Origin of the sequence: Flavobacterium foetidum (assembly GCF_004634245.1) — a bacterium.
Lineage (GTDB): Bacteria > Bacteroidota > Bacteroidia > Flavobacteriales > Flavobacteriaceae > Flavobacterium > Flavobacterium foetidum.
In genome coordinates this window covers 193,699-213,986 of record NZ_SJTF01000006.1, presented here as the reverse complement: position 1 = coordinate 213,986, position 20,288 = coordinate 193,699, and the positions used below count along the sequence as shown (strand labels likewise).

At 35.3% G+C, this 20,288-nt stretch carries 18 protein-coding genes; 11 read left to right on the top strand and 7 right to left on the bottom strand.

Annotation, left to right across the window (positions count from 1 at the left end; genetic code table 11):
* Positions 1-122 precede the first annotated feature (122 nt).
* The 6 genes from secG to miaB form a co-directional block, all read right to left on the bottom strand.
* The gene (gene secG, locus E0W73_RS10070; protein WP_135221945.1) at positions 123-458 is read right to left on the bottom strand and encodes a preprotein translocase subunit SecG; all 336 of its coding nucleotides are present in this window, start codon (positions 456-458) and stop codon (positions 123-125) included.
* A 3-nt stretch (positions 459-461) separates the two neighbouring features.
* On the bottom strand, positions 462-2,012 hold the full coding sequence (locus tag E0W73_RS10065; protein ID WP_135221944.1) for a tetratricopeptide repeat protein: 1,551 nt from the start codon (positions 2,010-2,012) through the stop codon (positions 462-464).
* Positions 2,013-2,069: 57 nt separating this feature from the next.
* Positions 2,070-2,576 carry an LptE family protein gene (locus E0W73_RS10060; RefSeq protein ID WP_135221943.1) on the bottom strand — a complete coding sequence of 169 codons (507 nt, stop codon included), beginning with the start codon at positions 2,574-2,576 and terminating at the stop codon, positions 2,070-2,072.
* A gap of 99 nt (positions 2,577-2,675) precedes the next feature.
* Entirely contained in the window at positions 2,676-3,935 is a 1,260-nt protein-coding gene (locus E0W73_RS10055) for a sigma-54 interaction domain-containing protein (protein WP_135221942.1), read from the bottom strand.
* Positions 3,936-4,069: 134 nt separating this feature from the next.
* Positions 4,070-4,441: a GxxExxY protein gene (locus E0W73_RS10050; protein WP_135221941.1), complete on the bottom strand. Its 372-nt coding sequence runs from the start codon at positions 4,439-4,441 to the stop codon at positions 4,070-4,072.
* A 79-nt stretch (positions 4,442-4,520) separates the two neighbouring features.
* Positions 4,521-5,966, bottom strand: a complete 1,446-nt coding sequence (miaB, locus tag E0W73_RS10045; RefSeq protein WP_135221940.1) for a tRNA (N6-isopentenyl adenosine(37)-C2)-methylthiotransferase MiaB — start codon at positions 5,964-5,966, stop codon at positions 4,521-4,523.
* Between the two features lie 575 nt (positions 5,967-6,541).
* On the opposite strand from miaB, the gene topA reads away from it, so the two are divergent.
* The 8 genes from topA (at position 6,542) to E0W73_RS10005 (ending at position 17,553) form a co-directional block, all read left to right on the top strand.
* Positions 6,542-9,058, top strand: a complete 2,517-nt coding sequence (gene topA, locus E0W73_RS10040) for a type I DNA topoisomerase (protein WP_135221939.1) — start codon at positions 6,542-6,544, stop codon at positions 9,056-9,058.
* Positions 9,059-9,064: 6 nt separating this feature from the next.
* Entirely contained in the window at positions 9,065-10,216 is a 1,152-nt protein-coding gene (locus E0W73_RS10035) for a formimidoylglutamase (RefSeq protein WP_135221938.1), read from the top strand.
* 263 nt (positions 10,217-10,479) lie between these two features.
* On the top strand, positions 10,480-11,883 hold the full coding sequence (gene porK, locus E0W73_RS10030; protein WP_135221937.1) for a T9SS ring complex lipoprotein PorK/GldK: 1,404 nt from the start codon (positions 10,480-10,482) through the stop codon (positions 11,881-11,883).
* 59 nt (positions 11,884-11,942) lie between these two features.
* Positions 11,943-12,590 carry a type IX secretion system motor protein PorL/GldL gene (gene porL, locus E0W73_RS10025; protein ID WP_135221936.1) on the top strand — a complete coding sequence of 216 codons (648 nt, stop codon included), beginning with the start codon at positions 11,943-11,945 and terminating at the stop codon, positions 12,588-12,590.
* Positions 12,591-12,643: 53 nt separating this feature from the next.
* The gene (gene porM, locus E0W73_RS10020) at positions 12,644-14,185 is read left to right on the top strand and encodes a type IX secretion system motor protein PorM/GldM (protein ID WP_135221935.1); all 1,542 of its coding nucleotides are present in this window, start codon (positions 12,644-12,646) and stop codon (positions 14,183-14,185) included.
* 44 nt (positions 14,186-14,229) lie between these two features.
* Complete coding sequence (gene porN / locus E0W73_RS10015; RefSeq protein WP_135222016.1) at positions 14,230-15,219, top strand: type IX secretion system ring subunit PorN/GldN; 990 nt, start codon at positions 14,230-14,232, stop codon at positions 15,217-15,219.
* Between the two features lie 196 nt (positions 15,220-15,415).
* Positions 15,416-16,405, top strand: a complete 990-nt coding sequence (porN, locus tag E0W73_RS10010) for a type IX secretion system ring subunit PorN/GldN (RefSeq protein WP_135222015.1) — start codon at positions 15,416-15,418, stop codon at positions 16,403-16,405.
* 74 nt (positions 16,406-16,479) lie between these two features.
* Positions 16,480-17,553 carry an NAD(P)/FAD-dependent oxidoreductase gene (locus tag E0W73_RS10005; RefSeq protein ID WP_135221934.1) on the top strand — a complete coding sequence of 358 codons (1,074 nt, stop codon included), beginning with the start codon at positions 16,480-16,482 and terminating at the stop codon, positions 17,551-17,553.
* Here the strand turns inward: E0W73_RS10005 and E0W73_RS10000 are convergent.
* On the bottom strand, positions 17,534-17,917 hold the full coding sequence (locus tag E0W73_RS10000; RefSeq protein WP_135221933.1) for a DUF983 domain-containing protein: 384 nt from the start codon (positions 17,915-17,917) through the stop codon (positions 17,534-17,536). The two genes, E0W73_RS10005 and E0W73_RS10000, sit on opposite strands and share 20 nt — an antisense overlap.
* 286 nt (positions 17,918-18,203) lie before the next feature.
* On the opposite strand from E0W73_RS10000, the gene E0W73_RS09995 reads away from it, so the two are divergent.
* The 3 genes from E0W73_RS09995 to E0W73_RS09985 are packed head-to-tail and all read left to right on the top strand — an operon-like array spanning position 18,204 to position 20,288.
* Positions 18,204-18,779, top strand: coding sequence for a TerD family protein (locus E0W73_RS09995; RefSeq protein ID WP_135221932.1), 576 nt, complete (start codon positions 18,204-18,206; stop codon positions 18,777-18,779).
* 28 nt (positions 18,780-18,807) lie between these two features.
* Positions 18,808-19,479 (top strand): HAD family hydrolase, encoded by a 672-nt coding sequence (locus tag E0W73_RS09990; RefSeq protein ID WP_244248465.1) that lies wholly within the window; start codon positions 18,808-18,810, stop codon positions 19,477-19,479.
* A gap of 2 nt (positions 19,480-19,481) precedes the next feature.
* Positions 19,482-20,288, top strand: coding sequence for a phosphoribosyltransferase family protein (locus E0W73_RS09985; RefSeq protein WP_135221931.1), 807 nt, complete (start codon positions 19,482-19,484; stop codon positions 20,286-20,288).

Genomic DNA, 20,288 nt, shown 5'->3' with positions numbered 1-20,288 from the left:
TATACAATTTTTAATTGTTCTAAGAACTTTCAGAAATTGTGCCATGCTAGTAAAACTGACATTTTTTCCTAAAAAAAATGCCAGCTTTGACAGGCTGGCATTAGATCTATATCAAGTTCTGATTATTTAGCAGGAGCAGGTGCTGCAGGAGTTCCTTGTGACGGAACAGCAGGTGTATTTGCAGGAGCTTCGGTTCTGTCAATGATTTTAGAATTAGTGTCGCTCAAAGTTCCTGAGAAGCTTAAGCTTGAAAGTAAAATCAATACAATCAAAATAGTTGCCAATGTCCAAGTACTTTTGTCTAGGAAATCGGTAGTTTTTTGTACACCACCCAACATTTGCGTTCCGCTGATAGTAGAAGACAATCCGCCTCCTTTAGGATTTTGTACCATGATAACTACGATCAATAGAAAACAAACTATTGTGATTAAAACTAAAAAAATTGAAAATGTGCTCATTAGTTAATTATTGTTATTGTTATTTTGTTGTAAAATCTTTATATCCGCTATGCGGTCTGCAAAGAAACTAATTTTTTCTGGATATTTCAAAATTAATATTTCATATGCCTGAATTGCTTTTGTATATTTCTTTTGGTCGAGATACACTCTGGCCAAAGTTTCGGTCATTAAATAGGAGTTGTCCTCGCTATTGCTGTCAAGAGCAACGACAGGAATATTAATTCCGGAAGATTTTATCGGCGAAATTTTAGGATTATTTTCTATGAATTTATCTATTATTTCGGCTTTTTTTTGTCTTTGCTCGTTTACTATTTCCTCTTGACTCTTGCTTTCGGCCTTCTCATTTTCGTCTTTTGTGCGGTCAATAGGTTCTGTTCTTGATAATTGCAGCCACTCTTGAAAAGAATGTTTTTCATTGAGCGAAAAGTCAACGGGTTTCTCACTATCAGAGTCTTGCAAGGGTTGAATTTCAACGGTTTGTTCTTCTTCTACAAGTGGTTTTTCCTCAACTGTTGGTATTTCTTCTTTTGCAGGCTCCTCGGCAATGTCTTCTTTTAGATTTTCCTTGGCTTCAGTAACTACGGCTGCAGATTCTTTTATTGAAGATAAAATTGACTCTTCGATTCTGCCAAAACGTGATTCAGGAATTATCATTTCTTCGATTACAGAATCATCTTCCTCTTCTTCAATTGCAATTTGCGCTGGTTTTTCTGCAGATGCAGCTTCGGCTTCTTTGATAGAACTTAAAATTGAGCGTTCAATTCCAGAATCTACTTTTGGTTCTTCTGCTTCTGAAGGTTCTACAACAGAAACTGTTTCAGATTCTTTAATTGAATTTAAGATAGAACGTTCTATCGGATCAACTTTTGGCTCTTGTTCTTGCTGCGGTTTTTCGTAAGTTACGTTTTCGGCTTCTTTAAGTGTTTTAAAGATAGCGTCGTCAATAACAGGAATTGCTTTTGGTTCTTCAGTTTTTTCTGGTCTTTCAAAAGTTACCGTTTGTGCTTCTTTTATTGCATTAAAAATCGAAAGATCAATTTCAGGGAAATTCGGAGCCGGTTCTTTTTCTATTATCGGTTCTTCAGTCGTCACCACGACAGGTTCTTCATTATTGGCAACAGGTTCTTCAACTTCTCGTGATTTTTCAGCAGGAGTCGATGCTTCCTTAATAGAATCTAAAATCGACTGTTCAACGGGATCAATTTTTACTTCAATCGCTTTCTGAATTTCTTCGGCAGAGATGATTTCGCTATCAAATACTTTTATTTCAAGAAGGTCTCTTAATTTTTGTTCGTAAAAATCATTCTGAATAGCTGTAAAATTTTCAGACGTAATAAAGTCAAATAAAACGGAACGATCTGCAGTGTGCGCCGCCGTAACTTTTAGAGCATAATTATACTTAAAACTATTCTGGATGTAAAGCCCTTTTAGCCTAAGCGCGCGTGCACTTTGAAAATACGGAAATTCATTCAGAACACTTCCTAATGCATCCGTCTGCTTTTCTGTAATAGCTTCGGGTTTGTTCATTAAGTAGGTATAATCGGTGACGTTCATTTTTGTTTTTTTAATCTTCTAAATTTATTCGTTGTTAATTATTATAGGAAGAAAAATCTACCATTTTGCTAATGATTCATTAAAAATATCCTGGGTAATTCTTTCAAAAATAGTTCTAATAGCGTCATTTAAGATACCTCCAACAGGGAGTGCAGTTCCTTCAAAATCGTAGTAGAATTCGAAAACTCTTTCAAAGTCGTCGTTTTCATTCTTTTTGTTGGTAAATCGCACATTTACACGAATCGTCAAACGGTTTTGTGCAGCTTCCTGATTTGCAGTTGCCTGCATCGGCGTGATTCTGTAATCTACGATTTCTCCTTCGTAAACCAAATCACCGCCGTTTGGAACGAGGTTGAGATTGGTTTGGTTCTGAATGAGATCCTGAAGGGTTAATGTAAATTGTCTGTCAATTCCGGGTTCTACCAGATCGGCATTGTTCTGGAAAAAGTTTACCTGAAAAGTTTTTCCTTCTATTGGTCGCGCTCCCGTAAAGTTATATTTTACAGTACAGGCCCCGAATGTAAGAAGGCTGATCAAGGCAATAAACGTATATATTTTTTTCATAATTGTTATCGGAGAAATTTCAATGGGATTAAAATTCCAATTGTGCCCAAATATAGTAATTGGAGTTCGGAATTTTAAAATATTGTAATTTAATTATTTTTATAAATCAAATTGTTTGATTTTTCTGTAAAGCGTTCTCTCAGAAATTCCCAATTCGTCGGCGGCGGCTTTTCGTTTTCCTTTATTTTTTTCTAATGACTTTTTGATCATTTCGATTTCCTTCTGTTCCAGGCGCAGGATTTCCTCTTCTTCGATTGTTTCGGCAAATAGGTAATTATCATCCTGAATCTGGTAATTGTCTTCTCGAACAGCAGGGGTTGTCATTACAGCAGTTCTTGGTTCTTCTTCAAAATCTATTTCACTGTCGTTCTGCTGATTTCCGTATATTTTCTGAATCAAATTCGGATTAATGTCTTGCATTTTTGAGGATCCGTTTTTCATTAACTCTAGTGTTAATTTTTTAAGATCGTTCAAATCGCTTTTCATATCAAAAAGCACCTTGTATAATATGTCTCGTTCTGTGCTGAAATCGCTCTCCTTTTTCTGATCATTAATGACCGATGGAAGATTGGTTCCTTCGGCAGGAAGATACGATTGCAATGTAGCAAGATTGATGTCTCGATTGGTTTCTAAAACCGAAATCTGTTCGGCCACATTTCGAAGCTGACGGATATTTCCGCTCCATCTGAATTTCTGTAAAAGCTGCACGGCATCATCATCTAATCTTAAAGGAGGCATTTTGTATTTGTGTGCAAAATCGGCGACAAATTTCCTGAACAGCAAATGAATATCTTCGTTTCTTTCGCGAAGCGGTGGAAGCGTAATTTCGACAGTGCTCAGACGATAATATAGATCTTCACGGAATTTACCTTTTTCAATTGCCTTGAATAGGTTTACGTTTGTCGCTGCAACAATTCTCACATTGGTTTTCTGCACCTGAGAGGAACCAACTTTGATGAATTCGCCGTTTTCTAGAACACGAAGTAATCGTACTTGAGTGGTTAGTGGCAATTCGCCAACCTCATCTAAGAAAATTGTTCCGCCATCGGCTACTTCAAAATAACCTTCACGTGTGCTTGTTGCGCCGGTAAAAGCGCCTTTCTCATGTCCAAAAAGTTCACTGTCGATTGTTCCTTCTGGAATTGCGCCGCAGTTTACGGCAATATATTTACCATGCTTTCTGTGCGAAAGCGAATGTATGATTCTAGGAATATTTTCTTTACCAACACCACTTTCCCCAGTTACCATAACCGAAATATCAGTTGGAGCAACCTGAATGGCTTTTTCGATAGCGCGATTTAGTTTCGGGTCATTACCAATAATCTCAAATCGCTGTTTTATTGCTTGAACTGTTTCCATATAGATTTTGTTTGCTTCGCCAATTCACCAAAGGCTCGTGTCAAGTTTTTATTTGTTTCAGGTTTGCCTAAAACTTTGGCTTGTATTTTTTTTTGCCACGAATTTCTCGAATTTCACAAATTTTTGAAAAGTGGTCAATGAATAACTCTTTTGTGTTGTAATGTCTTTTTATTAAAATTAACGATAATTCCTAAATCGCTATCAGCTAATCTTAAATAATTTATTGTCTGAGCGATATATTCATCCACTATTTCTTTTGATGCTTTTATTTCTAAAATGATTTCGTCATAAACTACAAAATCAGCATAGAATTTATGTGCTAGAATAATGTCTTTATATTGAATGTCATATTCTTTTTCACGTTCATACGGAATGTTATGTTTCCTAAATTCATATTCGAGGGCATCTTTATAAACAATTTCCAAAAGTCCGCCACCTAATATTCTATGAACTTCCATGCAAATTCCAACAATTTTATAGTATTCTTCTTTTCTGTATAATTCCATATTTGTTTTTTAAAACAAATCTATAGAAATATTTGAGAGAAAATTCGTGTAAATTTGTGAAATTTGTGGCAAAAAAAAATTAATTCATGCTACTAAGCCCAACCGCTTCACCCTTTAAAGTTCCACTCGTACAACTTGTGATTTTTACGTTTACGAAATCTCCAATTTTATAATTCTCTTTCGGGAAAACTACCGTTATGCTTTGAGAATTTCTTCCTGAAAATTCTTCCTTAGATTTTTTAGAAACTTTTTCCACTAAAACTTCAACCGTTTTTCCAACAAATTCCTCACTTCTAAACCAAGCATGCTTTTGCTGTAAATCGACAATTTCCTGTAGTCTTCTAGCTTTGGTTTCTTCTTCAACATCATCTTTCATTTTTCTTCCAGCCAAAGTTCCGGGGCGTTCAGAATACGAATACATATAGCCGAAGTTGTATTTTACATATTCCATCAAACTTAAAGTGTCTTGGTGGTCTTCTTCTGTTTCTGTTGGGAAACCGGCAATCATATCTTGCGAAATCGAAGCCTCTGGAACAATCGCCCTGATTTTGTCAATCAGAGCCATATATTCTTCACGGCTGTGAAGACGATTCATTTCTTTCAAAATTCTATTGCTTCCAGACTGAACCGGCAAGTGAATATGTTTACAGATATTTGGATATTTTGCCATTACATGCAAAATGCTTTCATGCATGTCTTGCGGATTAGAAGTCGAAAATCGAATACGCATTTTCGGAAAACCAACCGCTACCATTTCTAATAATTGGTCAAAATCGACAGCAGTCGCTTTTTGCATTTCAGAAGCATTTACAAAATCTTTTTTCAGGCCGCCTCCATACCAAAGGTAACTGTCAACGTTTTGCCCGAGAAGCGTAATTTCTTTATAACCCTTTTCCCAAAGATCTTTGATTTCGGACATGATGCTTTGTGGTTCACGGCTACGTTCACGTCCGCGTGTAAAAGGCACAACACAAAATGTACACATATTATCGCAACCACGAGTGATTGAGACCAAAGCCGTAATTCCGTTGCTCATTAAACGAACAGGCGAAATATCTCCGTAGGTTTCCTCTTTTGATAAAATTACATTGATAGCGTCGCGTCCTTCTTCCACTTCGGCTAATAAATTCGGAAGATCTTTATAAGCATCGGGTCCAACTACAAGATCGACTATTTTTTCTTCTTCCAAAAACTGACTCTTCAAACGTTCCGCCATACAGCCCAAAACGCCCACTTTCATTTTCGGATTTGTACGTTTTACGGCATTATATTTCTCCAGACGTTTACGGATTGTCTGTTCCGCTTTGTCACGTATGGAGCAGGTGTTCACCAAAACCAAATCGGCTTCTTCTAAAACAGAAGTAGTGTTATAACCTCCGTCAGATAAAATGGAAGCTACGACTTCACTGTCCGAAAAATTCATCGCACAGCCGTAACTTTCTATAAAGAGTTTTTTAGTGTTCTCAGGTTTATTTTCCAAAACAAGACTTTCGCCCTGCTTGCTTTCCTCAATAATCTTTTCCATTGTAAAATTTCAAAGTGCAAAGATAGCGTAAATAGGCTCAATATGACAAGATGGCAGAGAAAGAATTAACAATGTTTTGGTAAATAGCAAATTCCTTCATTTTATTCTAAGCATTTTACCTACTACATTTCACATTTTACAATTATCAGGAGCTATTCCAGCTTTCCGTTTCAAGTCCTCATAAAAAAAGCAAAGTTTCTAATGTTCTAAAAAGAGCTTCCGTTGGTCGCTTTTTTAGAACAAGAAACTTTTGCTTTTTTTACTCCGGGCTTTCCACTACAATCTGGGCTATGACAATTCGTTTTAAAAGAAAATATTTTTAATCAAGAGAGGAATAAATTGAACTTTAAATTTTGGCGAATATTTGTGTGCTATAAAATCTGAAATATAAAATCTATATTAAACAGGAGATTTCTCGGTCAGAAATCATTAAAAGTTATACCTATATATATAATGGAGAATATTACAGATAAATCTGCAATTTTAAGTTTCATAATATCAAAATACTTCAAAAATGCATTCACAAGGCTGATATTTAAAAAAAATAAATACTTTTGTTGCAGAAAAATAGAGCAATGGCAAAGAATTTAGTAATAGTTGAGTCACCAGCTAAGGCGAAAACGATAGAGAAATTTCTTGGAAATGACTTTCAGGTTGAGTCTAGTTATGGTCATATAGCCGACTTACCATCAAAGGAAATAGGAGTAGATGTAGAAAATGGTTTTAAACCTAAATACGAAGTTTCTCCAGATAAAAAAGCCTTGGTAACGAAACTAAAATCACTATCTAAGAATGCCGAAACGGTTTGGTTGGCATCCGATGAGGACCGCGAGGGAGAGGCTATTTCATGGCACTTGGCGGAAGAATTAAAACTGGATACAAAAAAAACCAAAAGAATTGTTTTTCATGAGATTACAAAATCTGCTATTCTTAAAGCAATCGATAATCCAAGAGAAATTGATTATAATTTAGTAAACGCACAGCAAGCACGTCGTGTTCTGGATCGTTTGGTGGGTTACGAATTATCTCCTGTTTTGTGGAGAAAAATCAAAGGCGGACTTTCAGCAGGTCGTGTACAATCGGTTTCTGTTCGTTTGATTGTGGAAAGAGAACGTGAAATTCAGAGTTTTGATGCAGTTGCAACTTACTCAATCGTTGCTGAATTTGTAAACGAAGCCGGAAAAGCTTTCAAAGCAAAACTTCCTAAAAACTTTAATACTAAAAAAGAAGCCGAAGATTTCTTAAATCAAAACATCGGTTCTAAATATAAGGTAGCCGATTTAGAAACTAAACCTACCAAAAAATCTCCAACAGCACCTTTTACCACTTCTACTCTTCAGCAAGAAGCAGCTAGAAAATTGTATTTGCCAGTTGGAATTACTATGCAGTTAGCGCAACGTCTTTACGAAGCAGGACTTATTACGTATATGAGAACTGACTCTGTAAACCTTTCAAAAGAGGCAATGGATGCGGCTGAAGCAGAAATCATCAAATCTTACGGAAAAGAATTCTCCAAACCGAGAGTTTTTGCTAATAAAAACAAAGGGGCACAAGAAGCACACGAAGCAATTCGTCCGACTGATATGTCTCGTCACTCGGTAAATATAGACCGTGATCAAGCTCGTTTATACGATTTAATCTGGAAAAGAACTTTGGCTTCGCAAATGAGTGATGCGCAATTGGAGAGAACAAACGTAAAAATTGAAGCCGATAATCACAGCGAGATTTTTACAGCTTCTGGAGAAGTATTACTTTTTGAAGGTTTCTTAAAAGTGTACTTGGAAGGTCATGATGACGACGAAGAGGAGCAGGAAGGAATGCTTCCAGCTTTAAAAGTAAACGAAAAATTGGCTAATAACTATATTACAGCCACAGAAAGATATTCAAGACCGCCAGCACGTTATACTGAGGCATCTTTGGTGAAAAAACTAGAGGAACTTGGAATCGGGCGTCCTTCTACATACGCACCGACAATTTCTACAATTATCAATAGAAATTATGTTGAAAAAGGAACTCTTGAAGGTGTAGAACGCAATTATACGCAGCTTACTTTACAAAATAATAAAGTAGCGGAGAAAGTGCTTAAAGAAAATACAGGTTCTGATAAAGGGAAATTAGTTCCAACAGATATCGGAACAATTGTTACGGATTTCTTGGTAAAGAATTTCGGAAACATTCTGGACTACAATTTTACGGCAAAAGTAGAACAAGATTTCGACGAAATTGCTGAAGGGAATATCGACTGGGCAAAAATGATGCAGGATTTCTACAACCAATTTCATCCGAATGTAAAAGAAGTTGAGGCAAATGCAGAACGTGAAAGCGGAGAAAGAATTCTAGGAAAAGATGCAGATGGAAGACAAGTTTCTGTTCGCTTAGGGAAATTTGGGCCAATGGCTCAGATTGGAGAGGCAGATGACGAAGATAAAAAGTTTGCCAGCTTAATGGCTGATCAGAATATTGGCAGCATTACTCTTGAAGAAGCTTTGAATTTATTCTTGCTTCCTAAAAGTTTAGGCGATTATAAAGGAGAAGAGGTTGAAGTAAACAACGGTCGTTATGGGCCATATGTTCGTCACGGAAGCGTTTTTATTTCACTGCCAAGAGGAGAAGATCCTTTGAGCGTTTCAAAAGAAAGAGCTCAGGAATTAATCGACGAAAAAGCTCTTGCAGATGCTCCAATTGCAACTTATAAAGGCGAAGCCGTTCAAAAAGGAGTGGGACGTTTCGGGCCATTCATTAAATGGAACGGACTTTTCGTGAATGTGAGCAAAAAATACAATTTTGATAACCTGTCACAAGCAGATGTTGAAGAATTGATTGAAGATAAACTTCAAAAAAACATTGATAAAGTAATTCACAACTGGGAAGAAGAAGGAATTGTTGTCGAAAAAGCCCGTTGGGGACGTTCTGTAATTCTGAAAGGAAAAGTGAAGATTGAATTGAGTAAAGATGTTGATGCTTCAAAACTGACATTGGCACAAGTTCAGGAAATGATTGCGGCTAAGGCTCCGGCTAAAAAAACTGCAGCTAAGAAAACAACAACTGCTAAAAAAGCACCAGCTAAAAAAACAGCTGTTAAAAAGAAATAAAAGTAAATGGAATTTGATTTTCTAGAACCAGTTAACGACGGAATTTTAAAATTTGTCAGCACACTGTCTTCACAAGAGCTTGGAAGCAAAATTGTTTTCCATACGCAAGATCAGTTTCCTGATATCGATAAAATAAATATTGCTATTATCGGCGTTTTAGAAGACCGTCGCAATATCAATATGGTCAATGAAGTTAATTTGAATGCTGTTCGCAAAAAATTATACAGCATGTTTCCTGGAAATTGGGATGCTTCAATTGCAGATCTTGGAGATATTTTAGCAGGAGATGCAGTAGAAGATACGTATTTTGCATTAAAAAAAGTAGCTTCTGCTTTAATAAAGAAAAAAGTTATTCCGATAGTCCTGGGTGGTTCGCAGGATTTGACTTATGCCATGTACCGTGCATATGATGATCTTGAGCAGATGGTAAACCTTGTCTCGGTAGACAATAAATTTGATTTCGGTAAAGAAAACGAGTCCGTTTCGGCTAATTCGTATCTAACTAAAATCATAATCGACGAACCCAACAACCTTTTCAATTATTGCAATATCGGGTATCAGACGTATTACAATTCTCAGGAAGAAATAGATTTGATAGAGAAATTGTTCTTCGATGCGTATCGTTTGGGCGAAATCTCAAATAAAATCGCTCTTGCAGAACCTGTTTTTAGAGATGCCGATTTGGTAAGTATAGATTTGAATTCGGTAAAATCTTCAGTTTCAGGGAATATGATTTCGTTTGAGCCGAACGGTTTTACTGGAAAAGAGATTTGTGCTTTGGCTCGATATGCCGGGATAAGTGATAAAGTAACCTCTTTTGGGGTTTTTAATCACAACAGTACTACGGCAGAATCTGTTATAATTGCGCAGATTGTATGGTATTTTATTGAAGGGTTTCATTATCGATCAAAAGAGTATCCTTTTGGCAGCAGAACCAATTATTTAAAATATATTGTTCCTCTAGAAGAAGAAGAGCTTATTTTTTATAAAAGCGATAAAACCGAGCGTTGGTGGATCGAAATTCCGTTTGAAGTAAATGGTAGCAATAAATTGAAAAGAAATACGTTATTACCATGTTCTTATGACGAATATTTGGCTGCTTGTGGCCAAGAATTGCCAGAAAGATGGTGGAAAGCACAGCGGAAAAACGCTTTATAGATCAAAAAATAGATTGAAATCTTAATTTTTTAAAAAGTTACAAAAAAAGTTAAAAATAATTAGTAAGAAAAGATGTATAAACTATAAAATTTAACGTTTTACATCGGCTTTTTAAGGCACTTTATCGATGAAATATTTTTTTTTTATTTTATTTAACATTATTTTTGATCGGTAAAATAAATTTCGCAAGTAGTATTGTTTTTTAACTAAATAATAAATACGTTTACGGACTTTTAATAATGAATAGAAAATCCCAAATTTATATGAAGAAGTTTATTGCATTTGCAGCAATGTTAACACTAGTAATCGGCTGTGGTAAGTCAGGTGACAAAGGTGAATTAGTTGGTGTTACAGGAGGGAAATGGCATCCTGAAAAACCTTATGGAATGACTTTGGTTCCAGGTGGATCTTTTATCATGGGTAAATCAGATTCTGATTTGGCTAATGTAGAAGATGCTCCAACTAAGACAGTAACAGTACGTTCATTTTATATGGATGAAACTGAAATTACAAACAGCGAGTACCGTCAGTTTGTAGAGTGGGTAAAAGACTCTACTTTAAGAGTTCGTCTTGCAATCTTAGCAGATGAAACCGGACAGAAAGGAACTCCGGATTCTAAAGGAAAAAAAGGCGGAAGTATTGCTGATTATGCATTTAACGACTCAGATCCTGAAAAAATGACTGCGTATGATAAATATATGTACGATAACTATTACAGTGTTGGTACAAAAGATGATCCTTATGCAGGAAGAAAACTAAACAGAAAAGTAAAACTTATTAAAGATACAAAAGCATATCCAGACGAGTATTATACTGAAGTAATGGATTCAATGTATCTTCCTATCGAAGAGTCATATAATGGTTTGAGAACTATTGATGTAAATAAATTGAAATTCCGTTATTCTTGGATGGATATCCAAGCAGCTGCAAAAGCAAAGGTTGGGAAAAGAAGTGATTTCGTTAAAACTGAGCAGGTAAAAATCTACCCTGATACTGCAGTTTGGATTAAAGATTTCGCTTATTCTTATAATGAGCCAATGCATAATGATTATTTCTGGCACAAAGCTTACGGAGATTATCCTGTAGTTGGTGTGACTTGGAAACAAGCTAAAGCATTCTGTGCTTGGAGAACATTAAACAAAAACAGCTATATCAAATCTAAGAAAAAAGGTCGTGATTTGGTTAACTCATTCAGATTGCCAACAGAGGCAGAATGGGAGTATGCTGCAAGAGGAGGTCTGGAGTCTGCAACTTATCCTTGGGGAGGTCCTTACACTAAGAGTGATAGAGGATGCTTTATGGCTAACTTCAAACCAAACAGAGGAGATTATGCTGCTGACGAAGCTTTATATACTGTTGAAGCGAAATCATACGAGCCAAACGGTTATGGATTATACAACATGGCAGGAAACGTTTCAGAATGGACTGACTCTGCTTACAATCCAAACGCTTATGAATATGTTTCTACAATGAATCCAAACGTAATTGATGGCAAAAACCAAAGAAAAGTAGTTCGCGGTGGTTCTTGGAAAGATGTGGCTTACTTCCTGCAAGTAGGTACTCGTGACCACGAATACGCAGATTCTGCAAGAAGCTATATCGGATTTAGAACTGTACAGGATTACATGGGAACACAGTCTACCGGAAATAGTACTAGAAGAAAGTAAATTTATAATTTAATCAATATCCAACAAATCTATTTTAAAAACCTAAAAAAAAAATTATTATGGCATTATTAAGTAAAAAAGCAATGAATTTCGCTTATGGTATGGGAGCGGCAGTGGTAATCGTTGGAGCTTTATTCAAAATTACTCACTTTGAGATTGGGCCATTAACAGGAACAGTTATGCTTTCTATTGGTCTTTTGACTGAGGCTTTGATTTTCGCGTTATCTGCTTTTGAACCAGTTGAAGACGAGTTGGATTGGACACTTGTTTATCCTGAATTAGCAAATGGTCAACCTAGAAAGAAAGCTGACAAAGTAGAGACTGCAACTGATGCCCAAGGTTTATTGTCTCAAAAACTTGATTCATTATTGAAAGAAGCTAAAATTGACAGCGAATTAATGGCAAGCTTAGGAAATTCTATCAAAAATTTCGAAGGAGCTGCAAAAGCAATTTCTCCAACAGTAGATTCTATCGCTGGTCAAAAGAAATATGCTGAAGAAATGTCTTTGGCTGCTGCACAAATGGAATCTTTAAACAGTTTATATAAAGTACAATTAGAAAGTGCTTCAAGAAACGCTCAAGCAAACAGTGAAATCGCTGAAAATGCTGCTAAATTAAAAGAGCAAATGGCTTCTATGACAGCTAACATCTCTTCTTTAAACAGTGTTTATGGTGGTATGCTTTCTGCAATGAGTAACAAAGGATAATTAGTTTTTAACTAAATATAAATTTATTATTAATTAAGAACTAATTAGAAAAAATGGCAGGAGGAAAATTAACCCCTAGACAGAAGATGATCAACCTGATGTATCTGGTTTTCATCGCAATGTTAGCAATGAACGTGTCGAAAGAAGTAATTTCAGGTTTCGGTTTGTTTAACGAAAAATTTGAAGCTTCTAACGCAACATCAATAACAAATAATGCCTCTTTATTAACAGCTTTAGATCAAAAAGCAGCAGAAGCAAAAGGAGAATTTGCAATTGCGGCTCAAACTGCTCATAAAGTTGAGGCGATTTCGAAAGATTTTTATGCATATATCGGAACTTTAAAAGCTCAGGCTGTACAAGGTTTTGAAGTTGATAAAGCTACTGGAAAATTACCATATGAGTCTATGGACAAAGGTGATAACATCGACGACTGGTTTACAGGAGACGGTTACACTAAAAAAGGTAATGAGATTATTGCTAAAATCGAAAAATATAAAGCTGATATTAAAGCGGCTTTAGGAACCGACAAAAAATACGCTGGTATTATTGCGGAGGTTGACAAAAAATTTGATCTTTCTGATGTAAAAAACAAAGACGGTATAAAAGAAAAATACTTAGCTTATCATTTTAAAGGATTCCCTGCAATTGCATCTGCAGCTAAACTTTCAGCTTGGCAGAACGATGTTCAAAAAGTAGAGGCAGACGTTTATAACAGTGCTTTAGGTAAAGCTGCGGTTGCCGCTGCTTCTTACAGCAACTACCAAGCGATTGTGGTATTAGATAAAAATGCTTACTTCCAAGGTGAAAAAGTAACAGGTAAAGTGGTTTTAGGTCGTTATGATGAAAACACAAAACCAACTTCTTTCCAAGGTCCTGGACAAATTGTTAACGGACAAGCTGTTATCTCTTTAACTGCAGGTGGTGTAGGTGAGCAAGACATCAATGGACAATTTACATTCTTAGAGGATGGTAAAAATATTCCATTAAAATTCTCTGGAAAATATGTTGTAGTTCCAAGACCAAACTCTGCTACAATTTCTGCTGATAAGATGAATGTTGTGTATAGAGGTGTTGTTAACCCAATCTCTGTATCATTCGCTGGAGTAGATGCAAACAAAATTGTGGCTAGTGCTCCAGGATTATCTTCTGCTGGAAAACCAGGAAAATATAATATGAGTCCAGGTTCAGGTACAGAAGCTACAATCTCTGTAACTGGTACATTGCCAAACGGTGATAAAGTTACAGACAAGAAAACATTCAGAATTAAAGGTATTCCTGGTCCAACAGGAACAATCAGAGGTGAGATGGGAGTTGTTAAAGGTCCTAAATCTAACTTAGAGATTGCTACTATTGGAGCTAAATTACTTGATTTCGATTTTGAAGTTGGTTTAGATGTTGTAGGATTCAATATGAAAATTGCTGGACAGCCTACTGTGGTTGTTACAGGAAACAAAATGAATGCTCAGTGTAAACAAGTACTTTCAAGAGCTGGTAAAGGAGACCAAGTTACTATTTCTGAAATTAAAACTAAACTGGTTGGTGCTGGTAGCTATTTATTGCCAAGAACTGCTCCAGTAATTTACGAAATACAATAATAAAGTAGTGTAAGCTACGTTCAATATCTTATAATGATATCATGATGAAAGTAAGAAATTTATTAATAGCTGTTGTTTCTATCGCTGGAGGTTTTGCTTCTAATGCGCAGTCAAACCTGCTAAATGCTAAAACACCTGCACAGATAGGACTTAAAACTCCTGCACAGCTTATCTCGGATAATGATAAACCATTGGCTTATGGTTATGTTGATGATAGAGATGTTTTGATGGGAAAAACTACTTGGGAAATCATTGATTTGAATGAGAAAATTAATTTCCCTATGTATTTCCCTGTAGATACAGCTAATATTGGTCCTAACAGACGTTCTCTTTATGACGTGCTGACAAAAGCTATTAAAAGTGGTAAAATAACTGAAGTATATACTGATAGTTATTTTAATACTAAAAAATCTATGAAGGACATCGAAGGATCATTATCTCGTATTGATACTACTGATGCTGGTAGAGAGTTAATCAACCAATATCCTGATGACTACAAATCACGTGTTGTGAAGAAAAAAGTGGTTACAGGGACTGGTAAAAACAAAAAGGTTAATTATGTTGAAGAAACTGTTGGACCATCAAGAACGGTTCCTGCAGAATATATCCTAAAACAAGACCTTACTGCGGCAGATGTTAGTCAGTATAAAATTAAAGGTTACTGGTATTTTGACAAACGTCAAAGTGAATTGAAATATCGTTTACTAGGAATTTGTCCTGTAACTCCAGACGTTTATACTATGAATAGTGATGAGAAGGATTATATTGAATTGTTCTGGGTATTCTTCCCAAATGCTAGAGAAGCGCTTCACGAAGCAAAAGCTTTCAACGACAACAATTCAGCTCTTCCAATTTCATTCGATCAGATTTTGAATTCAAGACGTTTTAATGCTGTAATCTATAAAGAGGAGAATCTTTACGGAGACAGAGCAATCAGCGACTACATGAAAGATAACGCTCAAAACCAATTGTTAGAGTCTGAAAGAGTGAAAGAAAAAATTCGCAATTTCGAACAAGATATGTGGAATTACTAAAATACTGCATAACGAATATACCTAAAAACTCCTGCTGTAAAAGCAGGAGTTTTTTTGTTTTGCTTCAACCCTGTTTCACGTATATTTCACTAAATGTCTGGTAAATAAGTATTTTTTTTCGTAAATTTAAATATTGTAAGAAAAATTACAATATTTCTTGCATTGATTCGTTTAATTTCTTATAATATTTATCATGATGAAAATAGGGAATCTTTTATTATTTATTGTATTGTTTTCTGCGAGTTTAAATACTAGGGCGCAGTCGAATTTGCTTAATGCTAAAACACCTGATCAGATTGGGCTCAAGACGGCAGCTCAGCAAATTTCGGATAATGATAAACCTCTGGCGTACGGATATGTCGATGATAAAGACGTTTTGATGGGAAAAACAGTATGGGAGATTATTGATTTGAATGAAAGAATAAATTTCCCCTTGTATTTTCCTGTAGATACGGCTAATATTGGGCCTAACAGACGTTCGCTTTATGACGTTCTAACAAAAGGCATCAGAACAGGCAGGATAACAGAAGTTTATACCGATAGTTATTTTAATACGAAGAAAACACTCAAGGATATTCAGGAAGCTCTTTCTCGTGTTGATACTACCGATGCGGGAAGAGAATTGATCAACCAATATCCGGATGACTACAAATCTCGTGTGGTCAAGAAAAAGGTAGTTACGGGTACGGGTAAGAATAAAAAGGTCAATTATGTTGAAGAAACCGTTGGGCCTACTCGTACTGTTCCTGCAGAATATATCTTGAAGCAGGATTTAACCGCAGCCGACGTAAGTCAGTATAAGATTAAAGGGTTTTGGTATTTTGATAAACGTCAGAGTGAGCTCAAATACCGTTTGCTGGGTATTTGTCCCGTAACGCCCGATGTCTATACGATGAACAGCGATGAGAAAGATTATATCGAGCTTTTTTGGGTCTTTTTTCCAAATGCGAGAGAGGTTCTTCATGAGGCAAAAGCATTTAACGACAAGAACTCAGCAATGCCGATTTCGTTTGATCAAATCTTAAATTCGAGGTATTTTAATTCGATTATTTATAAGGAGGAAAATGTCTATGGAGACAGAGAGATTAAAGATTATATTAAAGATAATGCTCAAAGTCAATTACTGGAATCTGAACGTGTGAAAGAAAAGATCCGTAATTTTGAAGAGGACATGTGGAATTACTAGGCCTTAGTGCCAGATTATAAGAAAAACTCTTGCTACCTTTGTATCAAGAGTTTTTTTATTTTATATACATTACAATGCTTGATTATTTAATCGTAGGATCTGGTCTTGCCGGAATTTCATTTGCTGAAATAGCACTTAAAAACAATAAATCTATTTTGGTTATTGATGATAAGTCGCAGAATTCTTCGAGAATTGCCGGAGGTTTATATAATCCGGTAATTTTGAAACGTTTCAGTGAAGTTTGGAATGCCAAAGAGCATCTGGTTTTGATGAATGAATTTTATGATCAGGTTGAAGATAAGTTGAAAGAAAAGTTCAATTTCAAGATGCCGATTCTAAGGAAATTCTTCTCTATTGAAGAACAAAACAATTGGTTCGCGGCTTCTGATAAAATCAACTTGGCTCCTTTTCTGTCTACCAAACTCATTACCAAAAAGTATCAAAGCATTGATTCTCCACATGATTACGGAGAAGTCTTGCATACAGGTTATGTCAAAACTAAACAATTATTAGAAAGCTACAGAGAATATTTAAAGGAGAACAATTTACTTCTGGAAGAGTCTTTCCACAGTTCTTTTTTGGATTTTCTTGATTCAGGTATTCAGTATAAAGATATTAAGGCCCGTCATATCATATTTGCTGAAGGTTTCGGGCTGCACAAAAATCCTTATTTTAATTATCTGCCTTTGGATGGTACAAAAGGGGAATTGTTTTTAATAAAAGCGCCCGATTTAAAATTAGACGTTATTGTTAACACAAGTGTTTTCATCTTGCCGATAGGCGGTAATTTGTTTAAAGTCGGAGCAACTTACAATTGGCACGATAAGACGGATCTTCCGACCGAAGAAGGTAAGAAGGAACTTTTAGACCGCATCAAAGAAATCATTACGTGCGATTTTGAGATTATAAAACATTTTGCAGGTGTACGCCCGACCGTGGCTGACAGACGACCAATTATCGGAACGCATGAGGAGTATAAATCGATCCACCTTCTTAATGGACTAGGAACACGTGGCGTAATGCTGGGGCCTGCTTTGGCAAAAATGTTGTTTGATAACATCGAATATGGAACTCCAATCGACAAAGAAGCCGATATTAAACGATTTCATAAAAGGTATTTGAAATCAATCAATGCTTTCCGGCCTTAGGGTCATAAGAAACAAACATATTAATGTATAGGTTCCTAGAAAGACGCAGCACGAAAGGAAATAAGACAACCAAAGTGATAATGATTGCTAAAAAAGATTGCTCGATAGTACTTCCGAAAAAAACAAAAGAGACAATAAAAGCGGCAACTCCAACTGCTACATTTAAAGCATAACTGACATACATTGCGCCATAGAAGAACGAAGGCTCAATTAGATATTTAAAACCACAGTGGCTACAGTGGTCATTCATTTTTAAAACCTTAGCTAAATTAAGCGGATTTGTATCTTCGTACATACTTTCGCTTTGGCATTTAGGACAGCTTCCGGTTAGAATGCTGTTTAATTTTGATCCCTTTTTGAGCATTGTATTCTAATTTGATTGTTGTTGGATTAAGAAATAAATCTTCTACTTTTTCAAAAAAATAATTTTCAAAATTTCCTAATCCTTATCTTACAGATTTGTATTGCAAATATAATGTTTTTAAGCGGATTCTTATCGTTCATCGACTCGTTAAATGGCACTTATAGTCGTTGTTTAAACATAATACAAATATTGTTAATAAAAATTGCCTCTTTTACGGAAACCCTCATTTTACTTCATCTGCTTTTTTGTATCATTGTATGTTTAAATTTTTTTAAAAACTATTAGAATGGCAATAAATTTACAAAAAGGGCAAAAAATTGATATTGGGTTATCAAAAATTTCTGTTGGATTAGGTTGGGATCCCAATGAAGGTACCGGACATGATTTCGACTTAGATGCTTCGGCTATTATGATAAATTCTGATCGAAAACTTTTAGGAGAAAGCTACTTTGTTTTTTATAACAATCTAAAATCGCCAGACGGAGCATTAGAGCATACAGGAGACGATCCTACAGGGGGCAACAGTGATGGAGATGACGACGAGGCAATTAAAGTTGATTTGAGCAAAATCGATCCTAATGTGCAGGAAGTTCTTTTTGTGGTTACTATTGAAGATTACGAAAGAAGAAAACAGAATTTTGGACAAGTGCGTAATTCTTACATCAGAATCGTAGATGATTCTAATGGACAGGAAATTGCAAAATACGAACTTGACGAAGATTTTTCTGTAGAAACAGGTGTAGAATTTGGAAGATTGTACAAACGTAACGATCAGTGGAGATTTGAAGCTTCGGGAGTTGGGTACAGAGCCGATTTAGGATTCTTTCTAGAAAAATACTATTCAGGCGAAATTATAAAATAGCAGATTTAAGCTTCTGTTATAATCACAAATGATTTTGAATATAGATTACAGAAATTATAGCCATCTTTCTTTTGACCTGTGGCTTACATTAATCAGGTCTAATCCTGAATTCAAAAAGAGGAGAAATTTATTGTTTAAAGATTTTTTTGAAATAGATTCTCCAATTGATAAAGTGAGCCAAGTTGTTCGTTATTATGATGTTATGTGTAATAATATTAACGAAAAAACAGGGTTAAATTTAAGTACGTATGAAATTTATTACCTAATTTTAGGGGCTCTCGAAGTCAATTTGGAAACAAATGGACTGGAGAAATTGGGTGATTTTTATAATGAAACAGAAAGTTTGTTCTTTGATTATAAGCCTGAGTTGATTTTTTCTGAAACAAAATCGCTGTTTAAAGAAATAACAAATCAGGAAAAATCAATTAACATATTAAGCAATACGGGATTTATAAAAGGAAAAACGCTCAGGAAACTTATTGATCATTTTGAATTGACAGATTTGATTTCTTTTCAGATTTATTCTGATGAAGTCGGATTTTCAAAGCCAAATAAGGAAATTTTTCAATTGGTTCTGAATCAGGTAAACGATTTAAGGCCAGTTGAGAAGAATGAAATACTGCATATTGGCGACAACAGTATTGCAGATTATAATGGAGCCGTTAGTTTTGGTTTTGGAGCACATTTATTAAAAATTTAGAAGTGAATAAAAGTTATAGCTTACATAAGATTACAGACGAAGTAAACTGCCCATTTGAGGAAGCAGAATACAGTAAATTTAAATTTGGGTCTAAGTCTTATGCAGAAAAGTTTGCAAAAGAATTATTTGCAGGATTTATCAGTGAGTTTAAAGATTGGATTTTGTCGGGCAGCGAAATTGTGATTTTGCCAAGTCCCTATTTGTCTATTCCCACGGCATCAAACTTTTTATGTTATTATTTTAAGAAAGAGCTAAACAGCTTTTTGTTCAAAAATGGCAAAAAAGCAAGTATTGAGTCAAAAATCTACAGAAACCAGACCTATGTGACCGATTACGGAAATCTGGATTTTGAACAAAGGGTAAAATTAATATCTAATGATACCTATTATATTGACCGAAACTTTATAGCAGGAAAGCTATGCATTTTTGTTGACGATATCAAAATTACGGGAAGTCACGAACATACGGTAAATAGAATATTAGATCAGTACAACGTAAATGGTGATTTTGTTTTTGTTTATTACGCAGAACTTGCTAATAAAGATATTCATCCAAAAATAGAAAACCATTATAATTATTTTGCAGTAAAAAATGTAGAAGACATTGTGCAGATAATCAATAGCCCTTGTTTTCAATATAATACCAGAATTGTAAAATTCATTTTAAGCCTAAATGAGGAGCAATTCGATTTTTTAATAAATAATATTTCGGCAGAAAAAAGCAACGAATTATTTCATCTGGCAATAAGCAACAATTATCATCAGATTTTAGAATATAAAACAAACATTAATGTTATTAAAATAGATTAA

Excerpts from the sequence above, each read along its gene's own strand:
- miaB (WP_135221940.1), bottom strand. The coding sequence starts at position 5,966 with ATGGAAAAGATTATTGAGGAAAGCAAGCAGGGCGAAAGTCTTGTTTTG.
- porN (WP_135222016.1), top strand. The coding sequence starts at position 14,230 with ATGAAAGTAAGAAATTTATTAATAGCTGTTGTTTCTATCGCTGGAGGT.
- porK (WP_135221937.1), top strand. The coding sequence starts at position 10,480 with ATGAAGAAGTTTATTGCATTTGCAGCAATGTTAACACTAGTAATCGGC.
- porN (WP_135222015.1), top strand. The coding sequence starts at position 15,416 with ATGAAAATAGGGAATCTTTTATTATTTATTGTATTGTTTTCTGCGAGT.
- E0W73_RS10005 (WP_135221934.1), top strand. The coding sequence starts at position 16,480 with ATGCTTGATTATTTAATCGTAGGATCTGGTCTTGCCGGAATTTCATTT.
- E0W73_RS10050 (WP_135221941.1), bottom strand. The coding sequence starts at position 4,441 with ATGGAATTATACAGAAAAGAAGAATACTATAAAATTGTTGGAATTTGC.
- porM (WP_135221935.1), top strand. The coding sequence starts at position 12,644 with ATGGCAGGAGGAAAATTAACCCCTAGACAGAAGATGATCAACCTGATG.
- porL (WP_135221936.1), top strand. The coding sequence starts at position 11,943 with ATGGCATTATTAAGTAAAAAAGCAATGAATTTCGCTTATGGTATGGGA.
- E0W73_RS09990 (WP_244248465.1), top strand. The coding sequence starts at position 18,808 with ATGATTTTGAATATAGATTACAGAAATTATAGCCATCTTTCTTTTGAC.
- E0W73_RS10035 (WP_135221938.1), top strand. The coding sequence starts at position 9,065 with ATGGAATTTGATTTTCTAGAACCAGTTAACGACGGAATTTTAAAATTT.
- secG (WP_135221945.1), bottom strand. The coding sequence starts at position 458 with ATGAGCACATTTTCAATTTTTTTAGTTTTAATCACAATAGTTTGTTTT.
- E0W73_RS10060 (WP_135221943.1), bottom strand. The coding sequence starts at position 2,576 with ATGAAAAAAATATATACGTTTATTGCCTTGATCAGCCTTCTTACATTC.
- E0W73_RS10000 (WP_135221933.1), bottom strand. The coding sequence starts at position 17,917 with ATGCTCAAAAAGGGATCAAAATTAAACAGCATTCTAACCGGAAGCTGT.
- E0W73_RS09995 (WP_135221932.1), top strand. The coding sequence starts at position 18,204 with ATGGCAATAAATTTACAAAAAGGGCAAAAAATTGATATTGGGTTATCA.
- E0W73_RS10055 (WP_135221942.1), bottom strand. The coding sequence starts at position 3,935 with ATGGAAACAGTTCAAGCAATAAAACAGCGATTTGAGATTATTGGTAAT.
- E0W73_RS10065 (WP_135221944.1), bottom strand. The coding sequence starts at position 2,012 with ATGAACGTCACCGATTATACCTACTTAATGAACAAACCCGAAGCTATT.
- topA (WP_135221939.1), top strand. The coding sequence starts at position 6,542 with ATGGCAAAGAATTTAGTAATAGTTGAGTCACCAGCTAAGGCGAAAACG.